1 protein-coding gene is annotated in these 255 nt (G+C 53.7%); it reads left to right on the forward strand.

The genetic code is table 11. The features are described from left to right. Positions 1–255: ISAs1 family transposase (locus IZU87_RS17470; protein WP_213115384.1), on the forward strand; the 255-nt coding region annotated here is incomplete at both ends.

Here is a 255-nt window from a genome sequence, read left to right on the forward strand (position 1 = left end):
GAAGCATCAGCTGTCGGATATCTTGTTTCTGATCGTCTGTGCGGTGATCTGTGGTGCAGAAGGTTGGGATGAAATCGAAGATTTTGGCCACGCGAAGTTGGACTTTCTTCGCCAGTACGGCGATTTTGAGGCTGGCGTGCCGAGTCACGATACCTTGGCCAGGGTGATGGCCCTGGTGAATGCTGAGCAGCTGCAAACTGCATTCGCTGAGTGGATGAAAAGTTGCCATGACGTGACTGAGGGCGCAGTGGTAGC

This window comes from Cobetia sp. MC34 (assembly GCF_018340035.1).
Classification (GTDB): Bacteria; Pseudomonadota; Gammaproteobacteria; order Pseudomonadales; family Halomonadaceae; genus Cobetia; species Cobetia amphilecti.